This is a genomic window from Bacillus sp. SSR7, assembly GCF_055902415.1.
The window spans coordinates 511,763-536,414 of sequence record NZ_JBVVXV010000001.1 but is presented as its reverse complement, the minus strand read 5'-3'; the positions used below and the strand labels follow the sequence as shown (position 1 = coordinate 536,414).

The 24,652-nt window shown below is 33.7% G+C and carries 27 protein-coding genes; 22 read left to right on the top strand and 5 right to left on the bottom strand.

The window, feature by feature from the left end; genetic code table 11:
- Window positions 1-14: 14 nt before the first annotated feature.
- Window positions 15-173: a hypothetical protein gene (locus tag AC0NJG_RS02645; RefSeq protein ID WP_001100983.1), complete on the bottom strand. Its 159-nt coding sequence runs from the start codon at window positions 171-173 to the stop codon at window positions 15-17.
- 303 nt (window positions 174-476) lie between these two features.
- Here AC0NJG_RS02645 and AC0NJG_RS02640 point away from each other — a divergent pair, with 303 nt between their 5' ends.
- From AC0NJG_RS02640 to AC0NJG_RS02630, 3 genes are all read left to right on the top strand, one after another.
- The gene (locus AC0NJG_RS02640; protein ID WP_474062818.1) at window positions 477-1,070 is read left to right on the top strand and encodes an O-methyltransferase; all 594 of its coding nucleotides are present in this window, start codon (window positions 477-479) and stop codon (window positions 1,068-1,070) included.
- A gap of 313 nt (window positions 1,071-1,383) precedes the next feature.
- Window positions 1,384-2,496 (top strand): toxic anion resistance protein, encoded by a 1,113-nt coding sequence (locus AC0NJG_RS02635; RefSeq protein WP_474062817.1) that lies wholly within the window; start codon window positions 1,384-1,386, stop codon window positions 2,494-2,496.
- Between the two features lie 24 nt (window positions 2,497-2,520).
- On the top strand, window positions 2,521-3,354 hold the full coding sequence (locus AC0NJG_RS02630; protein WP_029438331.1) for a DUF3974 domain-containing protein: 834 nt from the start codon (window positions 2,521-2,523) through the stop codon (window positions 3,352-3,354).
- A 53-nt stretch (window positions 3,355-3,407) separates the two neighbouring features.
- Here the strand turns inward: AC0NJG_RS02630 and AC0NJG_RS02625 are convergent, their stop codons facing one another.
- Window positions 3,408-4,967, bottom strand: a complete 1,560-nt coding sequence (locus AC0NJG_RS02625; protein ID WP_474062816.1) for a glycoside hydrolase family 10-like protein — start codon at window positions 4,965-4,967, stop codon at window positions 3,408-3,410.
- 227 nt (window positions 4,968-5,194) lie between these two features.
- Here AC0NJG_RS02625 and AC0NJG_RS02620 point away from each other — a divergent pair, with 227 nt between their 5' ends.
- From AC0NJG_RS02620 to AC0NJG_RS02575, 10 genes are all read left to right on the top strand, one after another.
- The gene (locus tag AC0NJG_RS02620) at window positions 5,195-5,500 is read left to right on the top strand and encodes a PTS sugar transporter subunit IIB (RefSeq protein WP_429678610.1); all 306 of its coding nucleotides are present in this window, start codon (window positions 5,195-5,197) and stop codon (window positions 5,498-5,500) included.
- Window positions 5,501-5,511: 11 nt separating this feature from the next.
- Window positions 5,512-6,795: a PTS sugar transporter subunit IIC gene (locus tag AC0NJG_RS02615; protein WP_087952560.1), complete on the top strand. Its 1,284-nt coding sequence runs from the start codon at window positions 5,512-5,514 to the stop codon at window positions 6,793-6,795.
- Between the two features lie 79 nt (window positions 6,796-6,874).
- Window positions 6,875-7,141 (top strand): hypothetical protein, encoded by a 267-nt coding sequence (locus AC0NJG_RS02610; protein ID WP_087952562.1) that lies wholly within the window; start codon window positions 6,875-6,877, stop codon window positions 7,139-7,141.
- Between the two features lie 22 nt (window positions 7,142-7,163).
- Window positions 7,164-8,312, top strand: coding sequence for an anhydro-N-acetylmuramic acid kinase AnmK (gene anmK, locus AC0NJG_RS02605; protein ID WP_087996811.1), 1,149 nt, complete (start codon window positions 7,164-7,166; stop codon window positions 8,310-8,312).
- A 20-nt stretch (window positions 8,313-8,332) separates the two neighbouring features.
- Complete coding sequence (locus AC0NJG_RS02600) at window positions 8,333-9,232, top strand: BadF/BadG/BcrA/BcrD ATPase family protein (protein ID WP_087952565.1); 900 nt, start codon at window positions 8,333-8,335, stop codon at window positions 9,230-9,232.
- A 134-nt stretch (window positions 9,233-9,366) separates the two neighbouring features.
- Entirely contained in the window at window positions 9,367-9,915 is a 549-nt protein-coding gene (gene plsY, locus AC0NJG_RS02595; protein ID WP_173601484.1) for a glycerol-3-phosphate 1-O-acyltransferase PlsY, read from the top strand.
- A 69-nt stretch (window positions 9,916-9,984) separates the two neighbouring features.
- Window positions 9,985-11,568 (top strand): aminotransferase class V-fold PLP-dependent enzyme, encoded by a 1,584-nt coding sequence (locus tag AC0NJG_RS02590; protein WP_173601485.1) that lies wholly within the window; start codon window positions 9,985-9,987, stop codon window positions 11,566-11,568.
- An 86-nt stretch (window positions 11,569-11,654) separates the two neighbouring features.
- The gene (tdcB, locus tag AC0NJG_RS02585; protein WP_087952572.1) at window positions 11,655-12,656 is read left to right on the top strand and encodes a bifunctional threonine ammonia-lyase/L-serine ammonia-lyase TdcB; all 1,002 of its coding nucleotides are present in this window, start codon (window positions 11,655-11,657) and stop codon (window positions 12,654-12,656) included.
- Window positions 12,657-12,870: 214 nt separating this feature from the next.
- Window positions 12,871-13,341, top strand: a complete 471-nt coding sequence (locus tag AC0NJG_RS02580) for a MarR family transcriptional regulator (RefSeq protein ID WP_087996815.1) — start codon at window positions 12,871-12,873, stop codon at window positions 13,339-13,341.
- Between the two features lie 140 nt (window positions 13,342-13,481).
- Window positions 13,482-14,717 (top strand): MFS transporter, encoded by a 1,236-nt coding sequence (locus AC0NJG_RS02575; RefSeq protein WP_087952575.1) that lies wholly within the window; start codon window positions 13,482-13,484, stop codon window positions 14,715-14,717.
- Window positions 14,718-14,994: 277 nt separating this feature from the next.
- On the opposite strand, the gene AC0NJG_RS02570 is transcribed toward AC0NJG_RS02575, so the two are convergent.
- Window positions 14,995-15,324, bottom strand: coding sequence for a YkvA family protein (locus AC0NJG_RS02570; protein ID WP_474062815.1), 330 nt, complete (start codon window positions 15,322-15,324; stop codon window positions 14,995-14,997).
- A gap of 594 nt (window positions 15,325-15,918) precedes the next feature.
- Here AC0NJG_RS02570 and AC0NJG_RS02565 point away from each other — a divergent pair.
- On the top strand, window positions 15,919-16,470 hold the full coding sequence (locus AC0NJG_RS02565; RefSeq protein ID WP_061676298.1) for a hypothetical protein: 552 nt from the start codon (window positions 15,919-15,921) through the stop codon (window positions 16,468-16,470).
- A gap of 399 nt (window positions 16,471-16,869) precedes the next feature.
- Here the strand turns inward: AC0NJG_RS02565 and AC0NJG_RS02560 are convergent, their stop codons facing one another.
- Window positions 16,870-17,415: a hypothetical protein gene (locus AC0NJG_RS02560; protein ID WP_061680180.1), complete on the bottom strand. Its 546-nt coding sequence runs from the start codon at window positions 17,413-17,415 to the stop codon at window positions 16,870-16,872.
- 342 nt (window positions 17,416-17,757) lie between these two features.
- On the opposite strand from AC0NJG_RS02560, the gene AC0NJG_RS02555 reads away from it, so the two are divergent.
- The 5 genes from AC0NJG_RS02555 (at window position 17,758) to AC0NJG_RS02535 (ending at window position 21,997) form a co-directional block, all read left to right on the top strand.
- Window positions 17,758-18,444, top strand: a complete 687-nt coding sequence (locus AC0NJG_RS02555) for an MBL fold metallo-hydrolase (RefSeq protein ID WP_087996819.1) — start codon at window positions 17,758-17,760, stop codon at window positions 18,442-18,444.
- Window positions 18,445-18,602: 158 nt separating this feature from the next.
- Window positions 18,603-18,872, top strand: coding sequence for a hypothetical protein (locus tag AC0NJG_RS02550; protein ID WP_270821519.1), 270 nt, complete (start codon window positions 18,603-18,605; stop codon window positions 18,870-18,872).
- 73 nt (window positions 18,873-18,945) lie between these two features.
- Window positions 18,946-20,310 (top strand): DEAD/DEAH box helicase, encoded by a 1,365-nt coding sequence (locus tag AC0NJG_RS02545; RefSeq protein ID WP_087996823.1) that lies wholly within the window; start codon window positions 18,946-18,948, stop codon window positions 20,308-20,310.
- Between the two features lie 1,196 nt (window positions 20,311-21,506).
- Window positions 21,507-21,680 (top strand): hypothetical protein, encoded by a 174-nt coding sequence (locus AC0NJG_RS02540; protein ID WP_165507110.1) that lies wholly within the window; start codon window positions 21,507-21,509, stop codon window positions 21,678-21,680.
- A 158-nt stretch (window positions 21,681-21,838) separates the two neighbouring features.
- Entirely contained in the window at window positions 21,839-21,997 is a 159-nt protein-coding gene (locus AC0NJG_RS02535) for a hypothetical protein (RefSeq protein ID WP_173601326.1), read from the top strand.
- 8 nt (window positions 21,998-22,005) lie between these two features.
- Here the strand turns inward: AC0NJG_RS02535 and AC0NJG_RS02530 are convergent, their stop codons facing one another.
- Window positions 22,006-22,218: a hypothetical protein gene (locus AC0NJG_RS02530; RefSeq protein ID WP_087996825.1), complete on the bottom strand. Its 213-nt coding sequence runs from the start codon at window positions 22,216-22,218 to the stop codon at window positions 22,006-22,008.
- Between the two features lie 173 nt (window positions 22,219-22,391).
- Between AC0NJG_RS02530 and AC0NJG_RS02525 the strand changes: the two genes are divergently transcribed.
- The 3 genes from AC0NJG_RS02525 to AC0NJG_RS02515 all read left to right on the top strand — a co-directional run bounded on the left by AC0NJG_RS02525 (window position 22,392) and on the right by AC0NJG_RS02515 (window position 24,650).
- A complete protein-coding gene (locus AC0NJG_RS02525) occupies window positions 22,392-22,580 on the top strand; it encodes a hypothetical protein (protein ID WP_176398057.1) in 189 nt (62 codons plus the stop codon).
- Between the two features lie 125 nt (window positions 22,581-22,705).
- A complete protein-coding gene (locus AC0NJG_RS02520) occupies window positions 22,706-23,341 on the top strand; it encodes a TetR/AcrR family transcriptional regulator (RefSeq protein WP_087996827.1) in 636 nt (211 codons plus the stop codon).
- 61 nt (window positions 23,342-23,402) lie between these two features.
- On the top strand, window positions 23,403-24,650 hold the full coding sequence (locus AC0NJG_RS02515; RefSeq protein WP_140421189.1) for an MFS transporter: 1,248 nt from the start codon (window positions 23,403-23,405) through the stop codon (window positions 24,648-24,650).
- Window positions 24,651-24,652 lie beyond the last annotated feature (2 nt).

The window sequence follows — 24,652 nt, the reverse complement described above, 5'->3', positions numbered from 1 at the left end:
GTGCGTCTTTTTTATTATTTCTCTAACATTTCAAGAGGTACGTCTTTTTCGCCGGCTACCTCAAATTTAATTTCTCCGTCTTCTTCATAAATACGTGAAATAATCGGTATAGTAATCATTAATTTTTTATGCTGCTTTCGCTTTCGAGCGGCATCTAAGCTAATCACGTTCATTATAAGCATCCTTTCTTCTAAAATTATATAAACAAAAGAAAATGCGTCCGGAAAGGGCGCTTAATTGAATTTGAAATACCGATTCATTTAAATGAGGTTTATATGATTTAACAACTGCAATTGAATTAAAAATAGTATGAATGGAATAATTGCACGTAGAAATTAACTTTACCAAAAAACGAAACAATATGCTATAAAAAATTTCAAATCTTTATCATATAACGAGAAAAAGGTTTTCGTTTCGCATATAATGAAAGTAGACGGGCAACGAGAGCTTTTTCATCATATTGCTGTGGAAAGGCGATGAAAAGAATGGATACGTTAGATTCATTATTATTTCAACTTGAACAATATGGAGAAGAGCATGATCGAAATAAAAAAACACGGGAAGAAAAATTACGGAATATTTCTCGTGAGATGGGGCAATTTTTATCAATTTTAGTAAAAGGCTGTAGTGCAAAAAACATTTTGGAAATTGGAACTTCTAATGGTTATTCTACATTGTGGTTAGCTAATGCGGCAGAAGAAACTAATGGAAATGTAACAACTGTAGACCTTTCTTCAGAACGAGTGGGAGAGGCACTTGCCAATTTTGAAAAGGCAAATCTTTTACAAAGGATTGATGTTCACAATCAAGAAGCAGGGGCATTTTTAGATTCACAACTAGATCATTCATTTGATTTTATTTTCCTAGATTCAGAGCGTACGCAATACATGTGGTGGCTGGAGCATATAAAACGCATTTTACAACCAAAAGGTCTTCTTGTTGTCGATAATGCTACTTCTCATGCGAGTGAATTAGCCGAGTTTATAAACATGATTGAAGAAGATGAAATGTTTGAAACAGTATTATTGGCATTTCAAAATGGTGCATTTGTAGCGCGTAAGAAGAAATAGGATTGAGCGTAATATAATTATCACATTGAAAAAGGGTGTAAGTCAAAAGATTGAGTGCAGTAGTATGGGAAGGACGTAATTTATATACGTAACATACGAAGAATCCGCCTTGAGCATGTCGGTCTCTAGGTCTTAAGTCTGAGGAAAATTATGTTGTTTACAGGTATACTGATAGTAAGAAACAGGGAATGACTGCATAAGCAGGTATTTCTTGAAAATTGATTTCATATAGGCTGTTTGCAAATGAAATACAATATATTAGATGAAATATAGTGCACATAAATTCGCACATATAAATAAAGGAGCGATTTTGTTGACTGAACTCGAGAAAAAAGAACCCGTATCAATTGTGAAAGGTAATAATGTAGAAGTAGTAGTTGATACAGTAATAAAAGATGAAGAACTTGATGAATTAAATAAAGAAGCTGATCTTTATGTACAAAAGTTGAATAGCGAGCAAAATACAGATTTATCGAAAGTATTGTCTCAGCTAGGAGATTTAGGGGATAAAGAACAGCAAGCAGCAGGACAAACGCTATCAGCATTAAAACGTCCTGTCACAGCGATGATGAATGGAAAGAATGAAGAAATTCCAAATACGTTGTTAGAATTACGCAAAGTAGTATCAGAGCTCGATCCAAATTCACTAAAAGCAAGTGGTATGAAGAAAATTATGTTTAAAGTATTCAAGAAAAACCCACTTGAAACATACGTGCATAAATATCAATCTATAGATAAGCAAATTGAGGAGATTATAAGATCGCTTCTAATTGGTCGTGATAATTTACAAGAAGATACAGTTGGTCTTGAAATGCTTAAAGAGCAATCACACGATAAAATTCACGCGCTTGATAAGCAAGTATACTTAGGGAAAAAACTTGCTGGCATGCTGGAAGCTGAGAAACAAAATCCCGAACGTCAAAGAGATATTCCATTAATTAATGATGCATTAGAAAAAATTTTAGTGCGTACACGTAATATGCAGCAAGCGAAAAGTGTGTTATTACAATCTATCGCATCAGTAGATATTATTAAGAAAAATAATGAAAAGTTAACAGAGGCCATTCGTAATGCTATTACGATGACGCAAAACGTTGTAACGGTTTCCGCTGCGATTCAGCTAGCATTAACAAATCAACGTAAAACAATTGATGCAGTGAATGCAACAAATGAAGCAATTGAATCCATGGTATTAAGTAATTCCCAAGCGTTAAAACAAAATACAGAAGAAACAACAAAACTTCTTGAAAATCCTGCAATTAGCATGGATAAATTACGCGAATCATTCCAAAATGTATTTGCTGCGATTGAAGCTTCTGAGAAATCATCAGAACGTATTATCGAGTCAAGTAAGAAGTTTGTTATTGAACTAGACACATTTAATGATGAAATGAAACAAAAACTCATTCAGCGTCCAAGGAAATAACAGACTTTTAGAGGAGGTGAAAAAATGAGTTTCATTCAAACCGTATTAGTACTATTGGGTACATTACTTTTAATCGCTTTTACTGTTGTTGTTTTAGTTGTATATTTCGGACGTAAACTGTATTTTTCATGGACGAAGCCATATAAAAGAGCACACGATTCTTTAGATAAGTTATCGAATAAATCATTACCGTTTCTACAAGAATTTACACAACATCCACTCTTTTATCGCTGGATTCGTACGGAAGGAAAGAAAGAACAACATATATTAAACACGCTTTTCTGTGCATCGGGTCAACGTACGAGAGAGCAAGTATTCTCAATGTTACCGAAAGAAAAACAGAAAAAAGTACATGTAATGGCAAAAACGACGAAAAAGCTTACTAATGAAGATATTGATGTAGCAGCGATGAAAGTAAAAGATTTTTTAAGACAAGAAACGCAGCAAACAGTAAAACCGACAGACTTATCGTTTTATAAATTGTATTTTTATGATCGATATCCAGATGCATTAAATACAATTCAAGCGTATAAACGCTCAATAAATCCTTCATTACAACGAACGGTTGATGAAATTACAATTTCAGTATTAAATGCCTTACCGTATTATCAGGAGCAGCGTATGTTTGAACAACAACATAAACTCGAAACGTTCTTAATGAAAGATTTAACAGCGATGCTATCTTTAGTGGTGCAATTACCACCTTCACAACGACCAGAAAAAGAAGAAGAATTAAAAATCTACTTGCAAAATTTCCAAAAAGAAATGGAAGAAGTAGAGCGAGATATTCGTGACTCGATTGATCACGATTTGAATGTGAAGATGAGAGCAGCGACTGAGAAGTTTAAGAATAAATAAAAAAGGCGCCTTAAAGCTATAATACTTAGCTTTAAGGCGTTTTTTATTACCTGTTATTTTGCTGTAACGGTAGTATGACTAGATGCAACACTTTCATTATGCAATCGATCAACCGCAGTTACTACATACGTATACGTCTCACCAGAAATAACTGCTTTATCTACATAAATTTCTCCAAGTTTTGTTTTTCTTACAGTAGTAAGTAAATTTTTCGGATTTTGTATATCCATTTCATTTTTTCCATTCACACGGTAAATGGCGTAATAAGCAGAGTCATTCTCTCTATTATCAATGATACCTATAGCAACCCCTTCATCTCTTGGAATGGCACCTTTTAAAGTAGGTTGTTTTGGTGGTTCATGATCAAGCCAAGGCATAGGTGGGACTAATGCAGGATGTTTATATATGTCTTTTGAGAGTATATCTTTCACTCCTAATGGGTTGTTATTAATATCTTTTAAGCTAAAATGCATACTACCTTTAATTTGAGGATATAGCCGGTTTAATGAAATCTGTCTTGGATATTCTTCAGGATCAGACCAAGCGGGGACAGAGTTATTATTAATTTTATAGGCTGCCTGACCGATGTATAGGTGGATCGGTTTATTATTTGTTTCTTTTACCCACCAATCTACTAATATGTCATACGCAGCAGGAGTGAAACCTATATTCCAATATATTTGCGGTGTGATGTAGTCAATGTAACCTTTTTGTATCCACTCACGTGTATCAGCATAAAGGTCATCATAGTTTCTTTGGCCGGCAGTTGTGTTAGAGCCAGTCGGATCATCAGCTATATTTCGCCATACGCCAAATGGGCTAATGCCAAATTTCACATATGACTTTTCTTGTTTAATAGCAGTATTTAAATCTCTTACAAGTTCATTTACATTGTCACGTCGCCAATCTTCTATATTTGTAAATCTACCGTTATTATATAATTCGTACGTTTTTTGATCGGGGAATTGTTCACCCGCCACTTTATATGGATAAAAATAATCATCCATATGCAATGCATCAACATCGTAATTTTGTACGATTTCTAAAGCACCTTCAGTTATAAACTTTTTCACTTCTGGAATACCGGGATTGTAATATAATTTTCCGCCATAAGGTACAACCCAATCGGGGTGCTGTCTTGCAGGGTGATTATTTGATAATCGATTTATATCAGTGTGATTCATTGTTATTCGGTATGGATTAATCCATGCGTGGAATTCTATATTTCTTTTATGTGCTTCTTCAATCATAAATGCTAGTGGGTCGTATCCGGGATTTTTTCCTTGTGTACCGGTAATATATTCAGACCAAGGGCCGTAATTGGAAGGATAAAAGGCATCAGCAGTTGGTTTTATTTGTACAATGACTGCATTCATACCAGTGTTTTTTACATCGTCTAATAATTTAATAAATTCTTGTTTTTGATTTTCAATTGGTAAGTCAGTTTTTGAGGGCCAATCAATATTAAGAACAGATGCGATCCATACAGCACGTAATTCGTGTTTTTTGTACGTAGAAGTTACTTCAGCATAAGTAGAGTGAGGGGAAATGAATGAGAAAGGGATAATCAAGATGACGATGCAACATATCATAAATAAACGTTTAACGATCATGTATACGCCTCCCTATCATATGATTATCTAAGATAATATACGAGGTGAGGTTGGCCTTGCAATAGAGAAAATTGTATGTTGAAACATTAATTTAATAGGAAAAATATTTTTAATGAAATTTACTTTCAGTATAACTAAATTCATTTACTACTTCATATGCTTGTTAGTAAAGTGAAACTTCCTTTCATTTGAAGGGTAGTAAATTATAAGTATAGGAGGATTCATAAATGAAGGTTTTGTTCGTTTGTTCTGGAGGAATGTCCAGCGCAATTGTTGTAAACGCTTTAAAAAAGGAGGCAGAGAAAAAGGGTATGAACATGGAAGTGCATGCGATTGGAACAAGTGAGGTGGAAGACGAAGTAAAGAATGGTTGGGATGTTGTAATGGTTGCACCACAAGTTAGACACCGATTTGACTCTGTAAAAAAATTTGCAGAAGAGGAGTCTATTCCATGTGGTATCATTCCGCCGCAAGCATATACGCCTCTTGGTGGACCGACTTTATTAAAGACTGTAAATGATTTAATTCGTTAGGGGGAACCGTTATGAATAAGTTTGTCACGTTTCTTGATAAAAACTTATCTGGACCGATGGCAAGACTTTCTGAACAGAGACATTTACAAGCAATCCGTGATGGAGTTATTTCGGCGTTACCATTTATCATTGTAGGAAGTTTCTTTTTAATCGTAGCATTTCCACCATTACCGAAAGATAGTTTCATATCAGTTTGGGCATTAAAAAATCAAACAAGTATATTAATACCATATCGGTTAACGATGTTTATTATGTCTTTATATATAGCATTTGGAATAGGATATAATTTAGCGAAAAGTTATAAGTTAGATGCTTTATCGGGAGCTCAGCTAGCGGTATGTTCACTGCTATTAACATTAACGCCTGAATTAATTGATAAAAAAGGATTTATGCTTCCGATGACAAATCTCGGAGGTCATGGATTATTCGTGACGATGATTGTTTCTATTTTATCCGTAGAGATTTTAAGGTTTTGTAAGACGAAAAATGTAATGATTAAAATGCCAGAACAAGTACCACCATCTGTGTCGCGTTCATTTGAAGCACTTATACCTGCTGCATTCGTTATTATTATAATGAGTCTAGTAACTGTCGTTTTTAACATTGATTTACACCATGTCGTTGATAAATTAGCAGCACCATTAGTAAAAGCTGGGGATAGTTACTTCGGTGTAATGATTCCAGTGTTTTTAATTACGTTTTTTTGGTCATTTGGAATCCATGGTGTGTCGGTTGTGGGAACTGTTGCTCGGCCATTATGGGAAGTTTACCTAGGGAAAAATGGTGAAGCAGTTGCTAGTGGAGCAGATCAGTTGCCATTTATTTCACCAGAGCCGTTATATCAATGGTTTATATGGATTGGAGGTTCTGGCGCGACATTAGGGCTTGTATTAGCTATGATTGTATTTGGTCGATCAAAATATTCGAAAGCATTATCAAGAACTTGTATTGTTCCGGGTATTTTTAATATTAATGAGCCAGTCATATTCGGATTACCGATTGTGCTAAATCCAATTTTAATTATCCCATTTATCATTACACCACTTGTAACAGCAACTGTTGCATATTCAGCAACTGCGATGGGATTTGTAACGCCAACACATATTATGCCACCGTGGACATTACCAGCTCCAATTGGTGCGTATTTAGCTACAGGCGGAGATTGGCGTGCAATAGTATTAGTTTTTATAAATATAGCAATATCGTTCCTTATATATTTACCATTCTTTAAAATGTACGACAAAAATATGCTTGAAATTGAGAAGAATGGTGAAGGGGAATCTGTTAATCCATAATCTTTATACTTTAATTTATGAGTGATAGGTATTTTGCCTATCACTTCTTTCACATGAAGTCCAGAGAGGATGAAATGGAATGAATATAAAATTTAGTTATAAAGGTGTATTTTTATTATTATTTGGAGTGATATGTGCGAATTTACTTTTTGTGCCTTTATTAAGAATGCTACATCTATCACAAATGCATAGTATATGGCTCGTTTCAAGCATTGCGGCAAGCATTTTGCTTACAGTAGTTGTTTCTTTCATCGATGGATCGTTTGCATCGAAAGCTCAGTTGTTTTTTAGATTTATATTCTTTTCAATCGGTTGTACGTTTGTAACTTACATGATTGTTTTTTAATAAATAGGAGGTTATGCATGTTATGTATGTTGCAGGGGTAATGTCTGGTACTTCGTTAGACGGTATAGATGTAGCACTCGTTCATATAGAAGGAAGCGGTGTAGGTTCTAAAGTTGAACTCATCCATTTTACTACTGTGCCATTTAGTAATGATATAAAAAATGAGATTCAGCAAGTATTATCAATAGAAAATTCAAATGTCCAACTCATATGTAGTTTGAATTTTAAGTTAGGTTTATGTTTCGCTAAAGCCGTAAAGGAAGTTTGTAATGAGGCCAATTTTCCTTTAGGACAATTAGATTTAATTGGTTCTCACGGACAAACGATTTACCATCAGCCAAAGCAAGATGGTAATATGATATCTTCCACATTGCAAATTGGGGAACCTGCAGTAATAGCATATGAAACGAATACGACGGTCATCTCGAATTTCCGAACGATGGACATGGCAGCAGGAGGACAAGGTGCACCACTTGTGCCATATTCAGAGATTATTTTGTATCGGCATTCAACTAAAAATAGATTACTACAAAATATTGGCGGGATTGGTAATGTGACAGTAATGCCAAGTCATCTAAGTGATAAGAGCGTTATAGCTTTTGATACTGGTCCAGGAAATATGGTAATGGATGAAGTATGTCAAAGGTTATTTCAGTTGCCATATGATCAAAATGGTGAGATTGCAAAAAAGGGAGTAGTTGTAGATGAAATTTTGACATATTGTATGAACCATCCATTTTTGAAAATGCATCCACCGAAATCAACTGGTAGAGAACAGTTTGGAGAAGAATTTGTAAGTGAGTTATTGAAGCGGTATGAAAAGCATAGAAAAGAAAATATATTGACGACTGTCACGATGTTTACAGCAAGTTCAATTGTTCATCATTATAAGGAGTTTATTTTGCCGTATTATGAAATCGGTGAGGTAATTGTAGGCGGTGGCGGCAGTTATAATAGCACACTTGTTGAAATGATACGGTATGGATTGAAGGATGAAAAATGTAAAATATTCATTCAAGAAGATATAGGCTATTCTTCAGAGGCGAAAGAAGCAATCGCCTTTGCAATTTTAGCAAACGAAACGCATCATCGTAATCCGAGTAATGTGCCAAGCGCAACAGGTGCAAAGAAATCTGTAATTTTAGGGAATGTAACGTACCCTTCAATATGAAGAAAATGAGGAGAACGTATATGAAGTATATGATTGGAGTAGATGGCGGGGGAACGAAGACAGAAGCGATTGCGTTTGATAAAGACGGAAATGAACTTGTAAGAGCTACCAGTGGATTTGGAAACATATTAATAGATCTTGAAGAAGCTCTTGTGCATATTATGGAAGCGATTGATCAATGCCAGAAAGAGTTATTAAACGGGCATTGCGTTTGTATTTGTTTAGGATTAGCGGGTGTAAGCGGAGCAAATACAAATGAATTAACAATACGTTTAAAAAAGAAGTATGGAATACAAATTGCAATTTTTAATGATGCAATGATAGCGCATGCAGCCGCTTTAGAAGGGAAGGATGGAATTTTAACAATTGGCGGTACAGGTGCAATTTGTCTTGGAAAGAAAGGAGAAGTGTACGAGTATAGTGGGGGATGGGGACATATTTTAGGAGATGAAGGAAGCGGATATTGGATTGCATTACAAGGTTTAAAAAGAATGGCAAATCAATTTGATCAAGGAGTTAGACTCTGTCCATTAAGCTTAAGAATTCAAGACGAGTTTCAACTTTTGACAGCGTCTCATATAAAAAGGCTAGTATATAGATCTTCAAAAGATAAAGTTGCAGCAATCACACCATTAGTTATTCGGGAAGCTAGAAATGGAAATGATGCTGCACATGAAATTATGATGCAAGCTGGAAAGGAATTAGCAAGGATTACGATAGATGTTTATAACAAGATGCAGTTTGATTTATCAGCTTCAATTGCGGTAAGTGGCAGCATATTACGTTTAGTACCTGAAATATATGATGAATTTAAGAAATGTTGTGAGAAAAGTATAGGAGAAGTTACATTTGTATCACAATCCGAACCAGCAGTGAATGGAACATATTATTTAATGAAGAATAAATATTTTAAAATATAAATGCATGAGAATTTTTGTATGATTTGTAAAAATATGATGTTAAAATATATAAAGGAATGTAAAGCAAGAAAAGTACAATATACATAGTCATTGAATATTGTATAAGTATTCCTATGTAGAAAGTGAATGATTACATGATTAATAGTATACAATTTTTGTATTTGGTCGCTTCTTATTTGTTTGGAAACATATTGACCGCTTATATAGTAACGAAATGGAGACATAACATTGATATTCGGAATGAAGGAAGCGGGAATCCTGGCGCAAGAAATATGGGGCGCGTATACGGAAAAGGTTATTTTATCGCTACATTTTTAGGTGATGCAATTAAAGGGGCAATTGTTGTTGCAGTAGCAAAATATCTTTTTGATGATTCTACATTTGTAATGTTAACATTATTTGCCGTTATTATTGGACATATTTACCCAGTTTTATTTAAAGGTAAGGGCGGTAAAGGTATTTCAACATTTATTGGAGGATTAATCGCATTTGACTATTTGATAGCGCTTACTCTCGCTGCTGTTTTCATTATATTTTATTTAATCTTTAAAGGGTTTACGAAGCCAGGGTTAATTACAATCGCTTGTTTGCCAGTGTGCATGATTTTGTATTCTTATTCTATTGTTACGACTATTTTTAGTGCTCTTATCATTGTACTTATTTTATATGTAAATCGGGAATGAAATGAATTTTTAATAAGTGGGGTTAAGCTCCACTTATCATTTTTATTAAATACATAAAGGAGAAAAGGCATGGGGTTAATTTATAAAGTTGCTGATCAAGCTTGGGAATTTGAACATATACATAAATTGAATTATAAAACATTTGTAGAAGAAATTCCGCAACATGAAGAAACGAAAGAGCGTGTTCGTATTGATCGTTTTCATGATGAAAATACATATTTAATTTGTTTAGATGACAATAAGTTAGTAGGTATGGTCGCGTTGCGAGGAAAACGACCATTCTCGTTAGATTATAAAATTTCAAATTTAGATTTTTATTTGAAAGAATATGGAGAAAATGTATATGAAATTCGTTTACTCTCAGTAGAACGTCAATATCGAAATGGAAGAGCATTGTTAGGATTAATCCGCTTTTTACATCGTTATTTGCTTCTAAATGGATATGAATTAGCACTCATTTCTGCGACAACACGTGAACTACCTTTATATGAGCAAATGGGATTCAAATCTTTCCATACGTTAGTTGGTACTGAAGAAGCAGCCTTCCAGCCAATGTATGTTACTCCTGCTATGTTTGAAGAGTCGAGTGTTGGGGGCATTATGACGAAAGAATATACGTTTTTACCTGGTCCAGTAGATATTGAAGAAAATGTTCGAAAGGCATTTTCTACTAAGCCGATTTCACATCGTTCTAAGTCATTTCATGTGACGATGGAAAATGTGAAAAAACGTTTACTACAAATGACAAAAGCAAAACGTGTGCAAATCATGTTAGGAACAGGGACGTTAGCGAATGATGCGATTGCTTTACAGTTACGTTCTGTAAAAGGGAAAGGACTAGTATTAACAAATGGGGAATTTGGTAATAGGTTAGTTGGACATGCAACACGCGCAGAGTTACATTTTGATACGTACAAAAAAGAAATGGGAGAACCGTTTATTTATACTGAATTAGAAAAAATAATGGAAACAGGAAATTATGAATGGGTTTGGTTTGTTCACCATGAAACATCAACCGGAATGTTAAATGATTTAGACGAACTAAATGTTTTATGTGAAAAGTATAAAGTGAAACTATGTGTAGATTGCATTAGCTCAATTGGAGCAATATCGATAGATTTGAAAGATGTATATTTTGCAAGTGGTGTTAGTGGAAAGGCAATTAAAACGTTTACTGGATTATCTTTCGTTTTTTATAATCACAATGTGAAAGTAAATGAGACATTACCGGCCTATATGGATATTGGCATGTACGAAGAAAATGACAGTATTCCATATTCTCATTCATGGAATTTAATGTATGCATTGCAAGAAGCCTTAAAAAGATTTGATGATGAACTGGCATTTGAAAAAATAAAAGAGACGTATGCATATATTGAACAAGTTATTACTACTATGGGTTTAAAACTTGTTTCACCTAAAGAACATGCTGCGCCAATCATACTTACCATTCAATTAAAAGAAGGTCAGTCTTCTAAAGATGTAGGCGATGCGTTAGCATTACAAGGATATATCGTCCATTATGAATCAGCGTATTTACAAAAGAATAATTGGATTCAAATTGCATGCCTAAATCATTATAAAGAACGTGATTTGAAGAGGATGTTAAACTGTTTGCAAATGTGTATATTACAGAGTGAGGTACATATTTAAAGACTTTTTCTTAATATAGATGGTTTTGTATAAAGGAGCTACGACTTACGAAAACTTAGGAATAGAACATTGGAAGAGGTGTTAGTATGATAACTAAAAAATTACCATTACATATAGACGATATTAAAAAAGCTCAAAACATTTTGGATAGAAATGCACGTAAAACTCCATTAGTAAAATCATTTTATTTGACTAGTAAAACCGGCGGAGAAATTCACTTGAAACTAGAAAATATGCAATTAACGGGTTCTTTTAAATTTCGTGGTGCGTTTAATAAAATGTCACAGCTGACAGATCAAGAAAAAGAGAGAGGCGTAATTGCATGTTCAGCAGGTAATCATGCACAAGGAGTTGCATTATCTGCTCATTTACTTGGTATAAAGAGTAAAATTGTAATGCCAATTTCTGCCCCTCAGGCGAAAGTTGATGCAACGAAAGGATATGGATCTGAAGTGGTTTTACATGGTGAAACCTTTGATGATGCAAAGGCAAAATGTGAAGAGATAATAAGGGAAACAGGTGAAACATATTTACATCCATATGATGATGTAGAGGTAATGGCTGGTCAAGGTACAATTGGATTAGATATTCTTGATGATATGTGGGATGTTGATACAATAATTGTTCCTATTGGCGGAGGTGGAATTATTTCTGGTATTGCTGTAGCATTGAAATCTTTTAATCCATCAATCAATATAATTGGTGTACAAGCAGAAAATGTTCATGGGATGAAGGCATCTTATGACAAAGGTACAATTGTAGAACATTATGAGGCACCTACTATAGCAGATGGTTGTGCAGTTAAAATACCAGGAGAACTAACATTTGAAATTGTAAAAGAATTAGTAGATGATATTGTAACAGTATCGGAAAAAGAGCTAGAAGTAGCGATGAAAGACTTATTACAGCGTGGTAAAGCTGTTGTAGAAGGTGCAGGTGCTTTAGCTACTGCTGCTCTACTTGCAGGGAAAGTGGATACATATATTAAAGAGAAAAAAGTAGTAGCGGTTATATCTGGTGGGAACGTAGACTTACAGCGTATTTCAAGTGTTTGTGAGCACTTTTTTGTCGCTAATGAAGTGAAATAGTTTTATAAAAGAAGAGCTAAGAGAAATAGTCTTAGCTCTTCTATTTTGTCTATTGTATAATACAAGTTGTAATATTTACCGTTTAGTAAATTATTTTAATTAATAATTTGTTTTTACGGATACCTCAAATAATTATTTCAATTTTGTCGAAATAGGAAGAGAAATTAAATATAATATTGTAAATGCACGAATGAACGGGCGAGGAGGATAGGCTATGAATAAGGAAGAACAGGTTATGAACGGTTTCAGGGAATTATATAATAAGCTGGTTTGGCTCAATAAAGATAAGATGGAAGAAGGTCTTAAAGGTTTTAAGTCTTCTGAAGTACATTGCATTGAATATATTGAAAACAATGCAGATTCTAACGTGACACAACTTGCAGAGGCTTTTTATGTGACTCGTGGTGCTATAAGTAGAATGACTAAGAAGCTCATACAAAAAGGCCTTATTGAAAGCTATCAAAAGTCGGAAAATAAGAAAGAAATTTATTTTAGGCTTACTGAACAAGGGAAAGAAATTTATAAAATCCATGAAGATCTGCACAAAGAGTTTCAGGAGCGAGATAAAGCCGTATTTGAGCAAGTAACTGAGGAAGAGTTCGACAGTATCATTAGCTTCGTGGAAAAGTATAGTAGGCATTTGGATGCAGAAATAAAGAAACAGGGTATACATATTAAGTCGTAATACATTTAAATAATAAAAAGGTAGCCTTATTTTCCTGAGAATAGGCTACCTTTTTATTATTTTATTTTTGTTGACCAATCAACAAAATGGAGTTATTATTTTGTTGACACGGCAACAAAAGTTTTGAGGGGAGAAGTTAAATGTCTATATTTAGATCGAAAAATGAAAAGGAAACTGAAAAAAACATAAATAAACATGCTTTACTATTCGGACTTATTTCTGTATTTCTTTGTGGTATAGGTTTCAGTATCATCATGCCTGTAGTCCCATTCTTAGTCCAGCCATATACAAGTAATCCGGAAGAACAAGCATTGGTTGTTACACTACTAACTTCCGTATATGCGGCCTGCGTGTTTTTAGCTGCTCCTGTACTTGGAGCTTTGAGCGATAAATACGGCCGTCGCCCATTGCTTTTAATATGCCTGTTCGGTTCTGCAATCGGGTACTTAGTTTTTGGGATAGGGGGAGCTTTATGGGTACTGTTTGCTGGACGCATAATAGAAGGAATAACAGGCGGGAGCATAAGTATGATCTTCGCATATTTTGCAGACATCATCCCTCCAGAGCAGAGAACGAAATACTTTGGATGGGTGAGTGCAGTTGTAGGAGCGGGAACTATTATTGGACCAACTCTTGGGGGCTTACTTGCAAAGTTTGGTCATTCTGTACCTTTATATTTCGGAGCGCTCATCACTTTATTAAATGTTTTATATGGTATGAAATATATGCCTGAGAGTCTTCACAAAAATAATAGGTTAAAAGAGATTGTTTTTGTAAGGTTGAATCCTTTTGCACAGCTAGCAAACATACTTTCCATGAAAAACTTAACATGGTTACTTGTCTCAGCGTTTTTACTATGGATACCTAATGGATCTTTACAAGCAATTTTCACTCAATTCACGATGGATACTTTTAGTTGGCAGCCTGCACTAATCGGACTTATGTTTTCAATTATGGGCTTTCAAGACATCATTTCACAAGCTTTTATAATGCCAAAACTTTTAATCAAGCTTAGTGATAAACAAATAGCGATACTTGGGATGGTTTCGGAGATTATTGGCTACAGTTTTATTGCAGCATCTGCTTTGTTTGCCTTATATCCACTTCTAATCGTTGGGATGTTACTGTTTGGTTTTGGTGATTCAATTTTCGGGCCTTCATTCAATGGAATGCTCTCAAAGTCTGTCAGTTGTAGTGAACAAGGAAGGATACAAGGTGGTAGCCAATCTATTCAAGCTTTAGCAAGAATAATTGGTCCAATTATTGGCGGACAAATCTATGTATCACTTGGTCATGCAGCTCCTGCTTTTATGGGGATGATTCTTATCGCAGTGGCAATAGCAGTTTTGTATAAGGGGACACATGCAACTGTATAAACTATCTGCACTATTATTGTTTTTATTCCTCTACTGGAATCAACTGCATAACAGATAAATATAAGAATAAATAATAGGTGTCAGAACTTAGGAACAAGTGCTGACACCCTATTTGTTTACGGTTTGAGCGCTAAGAGAAATGCTTTTGCTTTTTAGGATTTTATTCTGCAATGCTCTCATGGTGAAGGTTAATATTCAATGAGGTGGATAGAAATATCATTAATTACAGTTAGCTTTATTTGAAAGTAAAAAGGTAGATAAATGACTGTTAGTTTAATTATGCTTGTGCTGAAGTAAATAATGACTCCATTTTTACCTTGCTCTTCTCTCGAATTTCAGCATCTGCGTGTCTCATAACGTATTTATGCGCTACAGCGATTGCTAAAACATCATTTAATAAGCCAATCCCAATAATAGCAGCTATATCTGGAATGAAATCGATTGTTAATACGTAATAAGATAAAGCGGCTAATATTATGAATTTCGCTTTAGTAGGCAATTCTTTCTTTTTCATTGTGTAGAATAAGATAATACTTTCATATACGCTAGATTTACCGAGGTTTACAGAGCTTTTTTTGAACTTTTTCCAAAGTACCTGTTTCTCCATATAAACACTCCTTTTACAAAAACATAGATTTTTTAAAAGGATGGACAAAGAAGTGAGAGATTAATCAATTTTATTATTTTTCTTAATGATATATTTCCATAAAAATAGGGGATTACCTGTTTAAAATAATATAATGTGGATTATGCAATGATTCACATTGTTTTATTACATGGTATATAAGTAGTATTTGTTAAATCAAACCACTTGCAAACGTTATCTATCTAAAGATGATTTCACCTAAGGTTTTAATTACTTCTAAAAGGATAGAGATTGTACGTCTTATCAGTGAATCGCTGCAATATAAGGAATAGTAAAGGTATATTACTGCAAATGAAGCTTATTTATTTAATGTCCCATATTTTTACAATTAATGAACTAGCAACCTTCTTCTTTCTATATCCTTCACCTGTAAATTTTTCACTACTATATTATTGACGTACAATAAATGGCTAAATGTTTCTAAAAGGTTTTCTAAACACACAAAATTCTCAAATTGATACGAAAATGCTATAAAAAATAATAAATATATCTAATGCACTATTAGAATTGTTCCATATTATAGTATTAAGAATTGTATAAGGAGGTGGAAAAAGAATGGACGAGCGTGTACAACCTCAACTTTCACCGCCATGGATCACATATTTTAACGAACTTAGAAATTCGATAGGAGCTGATCCAACTGTAACAGTAGGTCCGCTAATACCGACTGATGGAAATTTTATAATTTTAGTACAAACTACGGATTTTGAAAAAGCGATTGCATTAGCTACACTTCTTAAACCTACAGTGCAATTTGGCAATGTAAATGTAACTATTGTTGTTAGTGTTATTGGAGATGGAATTGTAAACCCAATTCCTTGTCCTTTAGACGCTTTTGAAATTGCACACCTTTTTCAAGTAGCTTTAGAAAGCAACTTGTATTTTGAGCAAGTTGTTGTGCAGCCGCAGTTCCCAGGTGGAGCGAATGTTGTTTTTCCGGTTTTTGCTGCAAAAGTGATTCAGTTTTTTAATGATGATATTTCTAATCTATGCCAAACTTTTACAGAAGTCGCTGCAAAAGTTTTTCGTGATGTAATGAATGATGCTATATGCGGTATACCAATTTTATACTCGACAAGTTGTAGTACAAGCACTGAAAATGTATAATTTATTGATGAAGAAACTTTTCAAAAAAAAGAAATACAACTAAATTTGTTTTATTAATTTAAAAGAGACATTTCTAATTTTATGAGATGTCTCTTTTATTACATATGAAAATATGGTTTTCAAAAAAATTTAAACTATCTATCTGAAAAAGAATATTCAGAATAAGTAATTTGGGTGTTTTGTTCTATATCTCGTTTTTGGGGGAATCACTTCATTTGTATATTTTAGGTGGAAAAAGAGGGTATTTAGAATACAGAAAACTATTTATATTAGATAAATAATGGTAAATTTATATTTTAGGAAGAAAATTAAATAGGCAAAATATTTGTAAACAGCAAAAGCACCCACTCTAGGGCGCTTTTATCACTTATAGATAATATGATATTTAAGAAAAGAGTATTAGGATAATTTAATTAGATTAATCGATGCTGCAAGTTTTCGACCATCACAAGTGTCTATAATTTCATCTAATACATTTCTCAATTGAACAGTAGCATTAGCTGGGATGAATACAATAGATCCACCAGAAACAGTGGCACAACCATTGCGATCGGCTTCGTAATCAGAAACTCCAAATCGCGTTTGATTGTTGGGAACTTCCACCCCGTTTATGAATAACCCCAAATCCCTGTCACCGCCAGGAGTATCGGGATTATAATTCACGCTTACATAGTAATCGATATAATATGAACCAGCTTGAGTAACATGGATAGTCACTCCATCAGAGTCAAGATTTACTCCACCAGCTGTCTGCCCAGTAGCATTCCAAGGCATAGGTTGATTCCTGACTAATGTAATAAAGTTAGTCTGATAAAAATTCCCGAAAGCCGGTGAGAATACACTTGGTGCGCTCTCAATAAAAACTTTTTGTACACAAGTTTTGCATTCTTTATGACAACTACAGTTACAAAGTCTATGTCCACACTTCTTACAACGTTCAGACAAAAAAACATCTCCCATCCTATCAATTAGCTAATAGCTATTAGTAGGATATTCATCTTTTTAATAATTCGAAACGGATACTTGTCCAATAAGGGTTAAATTCATTTATAAAAAGGATCAGCTTAGGTTAAGAGTGAAAACCCTGTATATGATTTTACAAACGAACTTGCTAACACATATGAGAAATAGATATAAAATATCTTTGGTATACCACATTTAAAAATAGAATTAACCAATAAAAAACATTAAAACAAAATACTGAAAAAATTTTTTAATATGTATAGTAAAATATATGTGGACGAAGTGGTTATTAAATATTGAATAAGCGATATGGGGGGGAGAAAAATGAAAATAATAGAACTACCAATTGAATTCGAATTTAACGGGCAAAAACAATGTGTTTACCCAAGTTTAATTATATTACATAATGAATTAACGTTAGTCGATACAGGATATCCAAGTTTTTTACCTTTAATTGAAAATGCAATATTAAAACATGGATATGAGATGAAAAACTTAAAGAATATAATTATTACCCATTATGATGAAGACCATCTAGGGGCTTTATATGATTTCAAAGTGAAGTATCCTCAAATTAATGTTTTTGCTAGTGAAATCGAATCTAACTATATTAGTGGTGATATAAAATCAGAGAGGTTGGCTCAAGCTGAAAAAATGCTAGAATGTATGCCAAATGAAGAAAAAGAATTTGGTAAATGGTTTATACAACAGTTAAAAAAGATAAAACATATTTCCGTCGATGAAAAAGTACAGGATGGTCAAATGATTTTGAATAATGAATGTCAAATAGTAGCGACGCCAGGACATACTTCGGGGCATATTTCATTATATTTTCCGAATTTAGACTGTGTAATTACAGGAGACGCAGCGGTTCAAGAGAATCGAGAGTTAGTTATAGCTAATCCGAATTTTTGTTTAGATATAGAAAAAGCGAAACAGTCTTTAAATAGGATTAAAAGTCTTAAAGCAGCACAGTATTATTGCTACCATGGAGGAAAACTTATTTTATAAAATAATGAAAACTGATCTTTCCTAAATCGAATAGATCGGTTTTTTAGTTCATATATTTTGCAATTTCAACCAAGTCAGTAACATTATATTTCAGTAAAATTGAAATATATATGTAAAGAAGAATATATATAATTTGAGCAAGGGGATAGGGGGAGAAGATGGGTTCGTTATTTGAGGTAATAGCAAATGTTATTTTATTTTATCCTCGAAATGACATGAAATTAAAACATCATATTGAAAAATTAAGTGAATTAGAGTGGTTTCGAAAGCTACACGAAGATACAAAGTATACAAGATTAATTTGGAGTAATAGAAAAGTTAAGAAGTTCATTTTGTCTTCTACTAACATGGAAGCATTAATAAAATCCGAGAAAAAGCAAAAAGAATTTGTCCGACTAGTACACGATGAATATAAAAAAAGAAGATAAGAATTTTTTTATTTTTCATATTTGGCGAAACAAATGGTACAATGAAAGCTAATGTGAAAAATAAGGAAAAGAAGTGGTCTATTTGAAAAACTTTTTAGAATTAGGAATTAGTGAGACTTTTAATCATACATTACGTGAAAATGGAATTACAGAAGCAACACCAATTCAGGAGAAAGCGATTCCGGTTATACTGTCAGGTAAAGATATTATTGGGCAGGCGAAAACAGGAACGGGTAAAACGTTAGCATTCGTGTTACCGATTTTAGAAAAAATCGATCCAGAGTCTAGTGATGTTCAGGCTTTAATTGTTGCACCAACAAGGGAACTAGCCCTACAAATTACAACTGAAATTAAAAAAATGCTTGTTCAAAGAGAAGATATTAATGTACTAGCGATTTATGGCGGACAAGATGTAGCACAACAATTGAGAAAATTAAAAGGTAATACACATATTGTTGTTGCAACACCAGGACGATTATTAGATCATATACGACGTGAAACAATTGATTTAAGTAATCTTTCAACGATTGTACTAGATGAAGCGGATCAAATGCTTTATTTCGGTTTCTTATATGATATTGAAGATATTTTAGATGAGACACCTGGTAGTAAACAAACGATGCTATTCTCAGCAACGATGCCAAAAGATATTAAAAAATTGGCGAAACGTTATATGGATGAGCCGCAAATGATTCAAGTACAAAGTGAAGAAGTAACGGTAAATACAATTGAGCAGCGTGTCATTGAGACGACAGATCGTGCAAAGCCAGACGCACTTCGTTTTGTTATGGACCGTGATCAGCCATTTTTAGCAGTTATTTTCTGTCGTACAAAGGTTAGAGCAAGTAAGTTGTATGATAATTTAAAAGGACTAGGTTATAATTGTGCTGAACTTCATGGTGATATCCCTCAAGCGAAACGTGAAAGAGTTATGAAGAGTTTCCGCGAAGCAAAAATTCAGTACTTAATCGCAACGGATGTAGCAGCTCGTGGATTGGATGTAGATGGTGTAACGCACGTATTTAACTTTGATATCCCTGAAGATGTAGAAAGTTATATTCACCGCATTGGCCGAACAGGACGTGCAGGTGGATCAGGTATTGCAATTACGTTCGTTGCAGCGAAAGATGAAAAACATTTAGAAGAAATTGAAAAAACGCTTGGTGCACCAATACAAAGAGAAATAATCGAACAACCGAAGATAAAACGTGTAGATGAAAATGGAAAACCGGTACCAAAGCCGGCTCCGAAGAAATCAGGCGAGTATCGTCAAAGAGATAGCCGTGAAGGTTCAAGAAGTGATTCAAGACGTGGTTCGAGAAATGGCTCAAGAAGTGATTCAAGAAATAGTTCAAGAAATGAAAACAACCGATCATTTAATAAGCCAAGTAATAAAAAAGGTAGTACAAAGCAAGGTCAGCAAAGACGTGGCCGTTAAATAGTTATAATTGTAAAGAGTCGCAAAATATTGTGGCTCTTTTTTTGTTTGTATAGAACAAGGATGATAGCAAGAAAAAACAAAAATTTCATTCACCGTATTTAAAACTTATAAAGGAAATTTTATAACCCAAAACCAATAGAATAAGGGTATTACAACCATGTCGTAATTCAAGAACAAGTGCAACTTACGTATGGACAATATTTAATCGAAAAAAAATCGAGAGAAAGCAATTCGTACTAGCTCCTCTGATGATGATACGAATTATGAAAAAATCAATTGGTATAACGATACGAAAATATCTTTTGCTAATAAAGAATTGGATGATTTGGTGAAAGAAATTTATAACACATTCAAACGATACGGGAATGTTATGCTACAGTAAAAAGAGAATAGAACTTATTATGTCTACTATTTCAGTAGACCACTTTGGTTGAAAGAAAAGGTATTTAAGTGAGCGAGTATTTTCATTACACATTCCGCAATTATCGAAATGGAACAAGAGAAGTTTATGAAGGATTTAACTCGTATGGGGGTACGAACGTTGGAAACTGAAAAACTAATTTGTTAGTTTTGTTCGATGGGGAACTCGAGAAACACAACTGCCATCCTTATTGGGAAATTGCTTACTACGGCGATGAATGTAATGTAGTGTGAAACTACCAGAAGGGAAAGTGATATAAGAAAAAAGGACTAGCAGTCGTACCTGCTGTCCTTTAATAGGAGAAAAAGTAATCTTGTTTAGAACTACGCATAAACAGAAAATCTGCTTGTGATTAGTTTTACCCTAAATATAAGTGTCTATACAAAAAAGGGATAAGTAAAAAATACTTATCCCCGGAAGGGAAATCCCAAGCACCAAAATGGCTCGTATTGGTATGCAGGTTCAAAAGTAGTATATGTAAAATGAAAAATCTCATACAAAAAGCAGACAACGATTTTTGTTGTCTGCCAGTGAGTTCAATGAGTTAGCTAATTGTGATAAATTGCATCCTCATTACGAGAAGAGTGAAGCTGCTAGTTCAAACAGCTTGTTGGTATTATTTTCGATTTCTTAAAAAATATACAGAGAAAGCAGATAAGTGAAGAACCTACCTGCTTCTGCTGTAACAAAAGAAAGAAGTATTAGCCGTGGATACGGCGGCTTGAAAATAGTATGTATTTTTATTTGAAAAATATTCAAGAGATGAAGAGACATGGAATGTTTAATAAATGGTGTTTGCGAAATTAATCAGCTAATTAGTAAAACAAAGAGAAAAACAATGAGCAAATATAACAATAGAAAGGTAAATGTTCAAAAGAGCGATGAGTATAAAGTAAAACAAAATAGTTATTTGGGAGAAAGGGCGAATGAATACGGGATGAATTGAAGTTGTTGGAGAATTACTCGAGGTGATGAAAGAATGCTTTTTGAATGGAACATCTTTAAAGGTTGAAGCTAATAATTTTAATATTGTATCTTGGCTGATTGAAGAAGCGACGCGTAAAACAAAATAAAGATTTCATTTTGTAGCAAAGGGGAATAGATATGTGTACGTATTGGGAAACGCAGTTAAAGACTTCTTTAAGAGGTAAGAACTGGAACGAAATAAAAGAGCAGCTAGCAAGAGCTAACTGCTCAATAGAAGGAGATACAGAGAAGACTACTTTACATGAATGTTGGCATACAGCCTACATTCAGTATTGACCGAATATTTATTTTAAATTCAATTTATTTAAAGTAAACGTTCCAACAGATAAAATGGCTGCGCCTGCTACCGAACCTAGCCAGTCTCTCCAGCCTAATGTATTTAAAGATGCATCTTTTAAATCCATAATTAAGAAGATAGCAAACATTAATACACCAAATGCTAAGCATCCCCAAAATGTTTGCAAATATTTAATTATCTTATTTCGGAACTTGCTCATATAAATCACCCTTATTAATAATTTATATTGTTATAGATAAATTATTACACATATATAAAAATTAAAAGTACGAAACATGAAATATTGCATATTGGGACTCAACAAAATAATCCATTCATAAGTAAATAGATCGAACAGAGGGGAACCGTATCGTATGAATCAATTGTCATTTTTTGAAGCTATCGGTGAAAAGGAGATGCGTAGACTGTGGTAAAGGAGCTGAAAAACTACAAAGTATTGTGCGTCTGAATGAAGAATTAAGAAAAATAGGTTCAAGCAGGGGGCATCGTTCTTTTCCTAAAATGAAAGTTGACGATAAGAAACATGAGATACGTTTTAAACAAATTGAACGGACGTTATAAAATAAAAATTTATAAAGGAAATAGAAACTAAGATGGTGTATATGTAAAATAACAGGAAACTTTTTACTAACTAAGCATATAATTTAAATAGACCGACAGTCGGTCTGGCGGGAAGGAGAACTTGAATGCGAATAGTAAAGGAGTATGAGGAGCGTAGAAAAGAAATTTTAGAAACGGCTGAACGTTTATTTGTTACGAAAGGTTATACGAAAACAACAGTAAATGACATTTTAAAAGAGATAGGGATAGCAAAAGGGACGTTTTATCACTATTTTAAGTCGAAAGAGGAAGTAATGGATGAAATTATTATGAGGATTATTAAAGAAGATGTTGCTAAAGCAAAAGTAATCGTCTCGAATCCAAATATCCCAGTGTTAGAAAAGTTATTTCGAGTTTTAATGGAGCAATCGCCAAAATCAGGGGATGTAAAAGATAAAATGATTGAGCAATTTCATCAACCAAATAATGCGGAAATGCATCAAAAAAGTATAGTGCAATCCATTATTCATTTATCTCCTGTTTTAGCAGAGATTTTAGAACAAGGAATCGATGAAGGTGTATTTTCTACACCATACCCACAAGAAACGATTGAATTATTACTCTCTTCAGCGCAAGTGATATTTGATGAAGGTTTATTCCAATGGAAGCCAGAAGAAATGATGAGAAGAGCGAAAGCTTATATTAAAATGATGGAAGTATCTGTTGGAGCGAAAGAAGGATCCTTTGATTATATGATGGAGGTTTTAATGAAGCAGAAATAATGCTTTTCTGTTTGTTTATTATAGACCGACAGTCGGTCTAAATTAAAGGAAGGGTGTGATTATAATGTCTATTAGTATAAAACCTTCGATGAAAGATTTTTATTTAATGGTGAGTGGACAAATTATTACTATTTTAGGTTCAACACTTTTACGTTTTGCTCTGTCATTATATGTGCTAGATATAACAGGGCGTGCTGATATATTCGCAGGGTTATATGCAGTAACGAGTATTCCGTTTTTGCTAGCTCCTCTTGGGGGAGCGATAGCAGATCGTTTCAATCGCCGTAATGTAATGGTCATTTTTGATTTTATTAACGCTGCGATTGTATTAAGCTTTATAGTTTTATTATTTACTGGATCTGTATCTATTCTATCGATTGGGACAATTATGTTTTTATTAGCAGTTATTAGTGCAATGTACTCACCAGTTGTAATGGCGAGTATTCCTCAATTAGTTCCAGAGAAAAAGTTAGAACAAGCGAACGGTATCGTAAATGGTGTGCAAGCATTACCTAATATAGTTGCTCCTGTATTAGGAGGAATATTGTACGGCATAATTGGTTTGAAAATGCTCGTAATAATAAGCTGTCTTGCTTTCTTTATATGTGCGATTTTAGAAATGTTTATAACAATACCTTTTATAAAAAGAGCGCAAGAAAGCCATATCATACCGACAATTGTAAAGGATATGAAAGAAGGGTTTATATACGTTTTAAAACAACCATTTATTTTGAAATCTATGCTTTTAGCCGCATTACTAAATTTAATACTAACACCGCTATTTGTTGTTGGTGCTCCAATTATTATACGAGTAACAATGGAAAGTAGCCACACGTTATATGGAATTGGAATGGGATTGATCGATTTTGCTACTATTATAGGTGCATTATCAATAGGTTTTTTTGCGAAAAAGCTACAGATGAAAACATTGTATTATTGGATGATTTTAATAGCTTTATTAGTAATACCAATGGCACTATCAGTTACGCCTTTTATTCTTAATTTAGGATACTACCCACCATTTATCCTCTTTATACTTTCTTCTATTCTAATTGCAATGATCATGACAATTGTATCCATCTATGTGATTACTGTAGTTCAAAAGAAAACACCAAATGAAAACTTAGGAAAAGTAATGGCAATTATAACAGCGGTATCCCAATGTATGGCACCGATTGGGCAAGTCGTTTATGGTTTTATGTTTGAAGAATTCAGTATGAAAATTTATTTACCTATATTAGTTATTAGTTTCATAATGTTATTAATAGCGGTTGTGACGAAGAAAATACTATCGAATGAAGGGAACTAGCT